Here is a 6,041-nt window from a genome sequence, read left to right as displayed (position 1 = left end):
TACAATCACCACCGCGGCCACACCGCACTCGCCGGCAAACCACCCGCCAGCCGCGTCCCCAACCTCCCAGGTCAATACACCTAGGCGCAAGGAAGGGGGCCTTCATGTACTTAGCAAGGTCGAGTCCCTCAAGGAGGCCGCCTCCGGCACACCCATCTCGGTGAACGCGGCGTGCGCGGTCTTCCGGTGTCGCCGCGCGGCGACCGGGTCACCGTTGGCGAAAAGCGCGTCGGCGAGGCCGCTTTGGGCTCTGGCCAGTTCGTAGCGGCTGTCCGCGGCGGTCGCCGATTCGATCGCCTGCCGCAGGCACTGCACCGCTTCGGCGGCCCGCCCGGTGGAGAGCAGGGTGGCCGCCATGTCGGTGCTCGCGGCCAGGAATCCTTCCCGGCTGCCGAGCTCCGTGGCCAGCTCGATGGCCTGCCGGTGATGCGCCAGCGCCTCGTCGGATCGCCCCGCGGCGACCAGCAGGACACCGAGGTGGTTGAGCACCTTGCCCTCGTCGGCCCGGTTGTGCGTCTGCCTCGCCACGTCGAGCGCCTGTTCGTAACAGGCCCAGGCGTCGGAGTCCTTTCCCTGGTACCAGAACGTGGTGCCGAGACCGTCGAGCGTGCGGCATTCACAGAGTCGGTCACCGCTCGCCCTGGTCGCGTCGAGGGCCTGGGACAGATGATCGACGGCGGCGGAATGATTTCCCAGCCGCATTTCGGCGATGCCGATATTGCACAATTGCCGTGCGCGGAAAGACTCGTTGTTCTTCGCGACGGCGAATTCCATGGCGCGCCGGAAACAGGGCAACGCGGCGCGAAAATCACCGAGGCCGGCCAACAACAGGCCGACGTTCCCCGACAGGTTGACGACGTAATCGGATTCACCGGCGGCGTCGAACTCCTCGATCGCGTCCTGCAGGACGGCGAGTGATTCGGCGGTGTCCCCCCGCTGCCAATGGGTCATGGCCAGCCCGTTCAGCACGTGCCCTCGGGTGATCCCGGACGCGACCCGGACGGCGTTGCCGAACAGGGCGAGTGCGTCACTCACGTGCACGCGGGCCTCGAAATAGCTCGTCATCACGCACGCGAGCCGCGTCATGTGCTCGTCACGTCCTTCGCTCAACGCCCAGCCGGACGCGACGATCAGGTTGACCCGTTCGGCGTCCAGCCAGGTCATCGCCTCGTCCGCGCCGTCGAACACGAGGGCCTGCACCGCGGGGGTGGGCAGGTCCAGCCACCGCTCCGCTTCATGCGGGTAACAGGTGACGAGCGCGGCACGGGTGGTGGCCAGCTGGAAGTCGAGCAGCCGTCCCACCGCGGCCCGGCGAACGCGGGCTTGGACGCTTTCCCGGACGCGTTTCTCGGCGAACACCCGGACCAGGTCGTGCAGTTCGAACCGGGACTCGCGGGCGGTGACCATGTTGGCCGCCACCAGATCGTCGAGTTGACGCCGGACGACGTCGATCTCGACGCCGGCCAGCGAGGCCGCCGCGTGGTCGTCGAAATCGCGTCCTGGGTACATCGCGAGCAGGCCGAGCAGCACCCGGTCCGGCTCGGCCAGTTCGTCGTACGACGTGCGCAACGCGACTTCGACCCCGTCGTCCAGCCGCAGCATGGTCCGCAGGTCGGCGAGACGGTCCCGGTGGTCGGCCATCGTCCACTCGTCCGAGGCCGCCAGCCGCCGGGTCACCAGCGCGAGGGCCAGCGGCAACCGGCCGACCAGTTCGATGATGTCGGCCGCCTCGCCCTGCTCCGCGTCGACGCGATCGTCGCCGATTCCGTCGCGGAGCAACTCGACCGACTCTTCCGGCGTGAACACGTCGAGCGCCACGTGCCGCGCCGCGGTCAGCTCGACCAGGCGGCGCCTGCTGGTGACCAGCACCCGGCAGGTCGGAACGGCGGGCAGCAACGGCAGCACCTGGTCGACCGACGCCGCGTTGTCCAGCAGGATCAGCGCGCGCCGTCCGTCGAGCAGCCGACGGAACAGCGCGCTCCGGTCGGCGAGGGTGAGGCAGCCGATCTCGCCACCGGACGCCCCGAGCCGGCGCAGGAACCCTTCGAGCACCGCGGCCGGATCGGCGGCCGGACGGTCCGCGTCGAAGCCGCGCAGATTCACCACCAGCCGCACGTCGGCGAACCGGCCTTGCTCGCCCCAGAGCCGCGCGACCTCGGCGGCGAACCGGGTCTTGCCGACTCCGGCCATTCCGGAGATCGCCCACACGCCGCCGTCGTCCGGCTCAGCCTCCAGCACCTGGCGCAGCTGCTCTTGCCTGCCGACGAACCGGCCGGTCCCGGCGGGGAGGTGATCGGCCACGCTGATCACGGCCGCCTCGGTGGCGTCTCCGGTGATCACGCGGTGCGCCTGCCGCCATTCCGCCGCGACGTCCATGCCGAGCAGCACGGCCGCGATGTCGACGACCAGCTCGACGTCCAGCCGCTTGCGCCCGGGCAACAGGCAGCGATACACGGTGTTGTAGGCGGGGAGATCGGCCGTCCCGCGGGCCGTGCGCAGGCGCCGCACCCGCCGGTGCAGCTCCCGGTGGGTCAACCCAGCCCAGGCCAACGCTTGCCTCAGCCGCTGGGAGAGCTCGTCGTACGACCGAGCTCCGACCGGGCTCGGGCGCTGTTCCTCCGTCACGGGAACCCCCTGGACACGCGAACCGAATGCCGGTCGACCTTAGTCGAGGAGCAACGACCGATGGGCCGGATCGGCGAACTCGATGGTCGGCGATCTCTTCCATTCGGACAGTGCCGATCGACCATACGGGCTACCCTTCCCGATCGTGAATCCCGACCGAACGGACGTGGGCGAGGTGCCGCCGGAGCCGCTGGGCGCCGGTTCGTTCGACGAGCTGGCGGCCCGGCTGAACACGCTGCGCGGCTGGTACGGCGTGTCCTACCGGGAGCTGCACCGGCGGGTCGTGCGAGGGCGGCGGGCGGCGGGGAATCCCGATCTGCCGGTGTTCAACACGGTCTACCGCTGCCTGCGGCCGGGGAGACGGCGGGTCGACGCCGACCTAGTCGCGGACATCGTGCGTGCGCTCACCACCGACGAGGCGGTGGTGGCCCGGTGGCGGCAGGTGTGTCAGGTGATCGCGGGGCTCACCGCGGACTCGTCGTGGGTGACCGTGTCAGGTGAGCTGCCCGCCGACAGCACCGAGTTCGTCGGCAGGCACGCCGAGCTGGCCGCGATCACCGATCCCGGCGGCGACGAGCGGTGGTCGCCGGTGGTGATCGACGGCATGGCCGGTGTCGGCAAGACCAGCCTCGCCGTCCGTGCCGCGCACCGGCTGGCACACCGGGACGGTGTCGCGGTCCGGTTGTGGGCGGACCTGCGTGGCTACGACGCCGACCGCGCGCCCGCCGATCCGCTCGCGGTGCTGGACGAGTTCCTGCGGCGGCTCGGGGTGCCGGGCGGGGAGATCCACCGTCTCGGTCCGGCGGACCGGCAGGCGACCTACCGGCGGCTGCTCGCGGACCGGCACCCGGTCGTGGTGCTGGACAACGCGGCGGACGCCGACCAGGTGCGCCCACTGCTGCCGGACCGGCCGGGCGGCGTCGTGCTGATCACCAGCAGACGGCGGTTGACCGGTTTGGCCGATGCGCGGTCCGTGCACCTGGAAGCGTTGCCGGGCACCGAGTCGCTCGACGTGCTGCGCAGGCTGGTCGGCGCGGCCGAGGTCGCCGAGGACACCGAGGCCGCCGCGCGGATCGCCGACCTGGTCGGCCATCTGCCGCTCGCGTTGACGGTGGTGGCGGGCCGGATCCGGAATCGTCGCGACTGGACGTTGCGCGACCACGCCGCACGGCTCGCGGAACGCCGGGACAGCCTGCGCGTCGAGGACGAGCTGGAGAACGCCATCGGTCTGTCCTATGCGGACCTGCCCGCCGAGGCCGCGCTGCTGCTGCGGCTCCTCGCGATCCATCCCGGCCGCGACGTCGACACGCGCGCGGCGGCCGCGCTCGCCGGGGTGGACCTGGGTACGGCGGAGGAACTTCTGGGCGAACTCGTCGCCAGCAGCCTGGTGCAGCGGCGTGTCCAGGATCGCTTCGGCCTGCACGACGTGGTCCGTCTCTACGCGGCGGGGCTGGCTCGGGACGTGGACGCCGCTTCCGCGCGGCAGGCCGCGCTCGGGCGGTTGTTCGGCTACTACCGGCACACCGCCTGCCGCGCCATGGACCGCTACGCCCCGCATGAACGCGACCGCAGGCCCGCAGTGTCCACTTCGGACGTTCCGGCACCGGACTTCGCCGACCTCGCGGCGGCGACCGAGTGGCTGGACGCCGAGCGGCACAACCTGGTGGGCATCACCGCGCTGGCCGAGGAACAGGGCCGACGCGAGGACGCGGCCATGATGTCGCCGATCCTGAACCGGTACCTGTACAACGCGTTGCTGTTCGCCGACGCGGAGATCGTGCACGGCATCGCGATCCGCGCCGCCGATCCGCTGATCCAGGCGAGCGCGCATATGAGCCTCGGTGCGGTCTATCTGCGTTCCAACCGCTACCAGGAGAGCATCGATCAGCTCAAGCAGGCGCTCGAGCGATACGACGCGGCCGGTGACCGCACCAGCTGGGCGCGGGCACTGAACAATCTCGGCAACGCGTTCGACCGGCTCAGTGACTTCGCGGCGGCCGAGGACTGCTACCGGCAGGCGTTGCTCGTGCACCGGGCGACCGGCAACCGCACCAGCGAGAGCCGCGCGCTGGGCAATCTCGGGAACAGCGCGATGCGCGTCGGCGACTGGGACAAGGCGGCGACGTACCTCGACGAGGCACTGGCGATCATGCTGGAGGTCGGGGACCGGGTCGGGGAATGCCTGACCTACGGCAACCTCGGCACGGTGCGCGAGCAGCAGGGTCACTCCGCCGAGGCGCTCGGCCACTACCGGCGGGCGCTCGTCACCGCACGCGAATTCGGCTACCGGTTCCCGGAAACCGAGGCCTTGCTCCACATCGGAGTGTTGCTCGCGCGGCTGGGCGAACACGACGACGCCTTGACGCATCTGAGCGAGGCACTGGACCTCGCACGCCGGAACAGCTTGGGTGAGTTCGAGGTCAAGGCGCTCAACGGAATCGGCATCGCGCTCGGCGGCAAGGGGGACGCCGCGGGCTCGATCGCCAGGCACCGCGAAGCGCTCGCGGTCGCCGAAAAACTGGGCGATCGCTATGAGCAGGCACAGGCGCACAAGGGGATCGAACGCGGCGCGGCCGTCACCGGTGACACCGGCACGGCCGACGATCACGGGCGGAAGGCGCGGGCCCTGCTCACCGAGATCGGCCTGCGCTAGCCGGTGCCGCACTTACGGTTGCGAGTGGGCCGAAGGCTCCCTTCGCCGCGTCTGATGCGACGAAGAGAGCCTTCACCACGCCTCCGGCATGGCCTTGGCGCCATACCGACGCGAGCCGATTTACTTCCAGCTGTACGCGGCGCCGCCGAAGCCCGGCTGGACCTTCGCCCGCACCTTGGGGTAGCCGGCGTGGCCGTAGTAGCCACCGTTCTTCTTCGGGATACCGGACCAGCGCACGACAACGGTTCCGCTCGTGCCGCATCCCGCCGTGGTCCACTTCGTGACCATCTTCTTCTTGGAAGTGCTGTAGTAGTGGCCCTGCGCGTGGACACAGACCCGGGTGTTGCTGCCCGGCGGGATCTGCCACTTGTAGCGCCGGTGCTGCGGGTTCTTCTTCGAATCCAAGGAGATCCAAGCACAGTCCGATTTGGACACCCTCCACTTGCCGTAGCCGGCGAAATCGCCACGCCAGCCGCCGCAGGCCGCGGAGACGTCGCCTGCCGGGACCTCTTCGGTCAGCTCGACCTCGACGCCGGTGTCGTCGGCCTCCGATTCGGTGACCGTGGTGGTGTCCGCCTGCTGCTCAGCCATCGCCGGCGCGGCCTGCGCGGCGATGACCATGCCCGCGGCAACCAGGCCGGTCGTGACCCGTGTCGTCCATTTCTTCAAAATGCTTCTCTTTCTCGATTTCGCGCGCTCGGATATTTTCCATCAGCCGGCAATTCGGCTACGTCAAACATTAACGGCGACGCGGGGAAGCAGA

General features: G+C 70.1%; 3 protein-coding genes. 1 reads left to right on the top strand and 2 read right to left on the bottom strand.

What is annotated here, in order from left to right:
* Positions 1-102: 102 nt before the first annotated feature.
* Positions 103-2,625 (bottom strand): tetratricopeptide repeat protein, encoded by a 2,523-nt coding sequence (locus ACSMFO_RS36015; protein ID WP_436462073.1) that lies wholly within the window; start codon positions 2,623-2,625, stop codon positions 103-105.
* A gap of 145 nt (positions 2,626-2,770) precedes the next feature.
* Between ACSMFO_RS36015 and ACSMFO_RS36010 the strand changes: the two genes are divergently transcribed.
* Complete coding sequence (locus ACSMFO_RS36010; protein ID WP_436462072.1) at positions 2,771-5,278, top strand: tetratricopeptide repeat protein; 2,508 nt, start codon at positions 2,771-2,773, stop codon at positions 5,276-5,278.
* Between the two features lie 120 nt (positions 5,279-5,398).
* Here ACSMFO_RS36010 and ACSMFO_RS36005 read toward each other — a convergent pair whose 3' ends face one another.
* Positions 5,399-5,947 carry a hypothetical protein gene (locus ACSMFO_RS36005; protein WP_436462071.1) on the bottom strand — a complete coding sequence of 183 codons (549 nt, stop codon included), beginning with the start codon at positions 5,945-5,947 and terminating at the stop codon, positions 5,399-5,401.
* Positions 5,948-6,041: the final 94 nt, after the last annotated feature.

This window comes from Amycolatopsis sp. w19, from assembly GCF_051373225.1.
GTDB lineage: Bacteria > Actinomycetota > Actinomycetes > Mycobacteriales > Pseudonocardiaceae > Amycolatopsis > Amycolatopsis japonica.
Note: the sequence above shows the minus strand (reverse complement) of the source record. Positions and strands in the feature narration are given on the sequence as shown.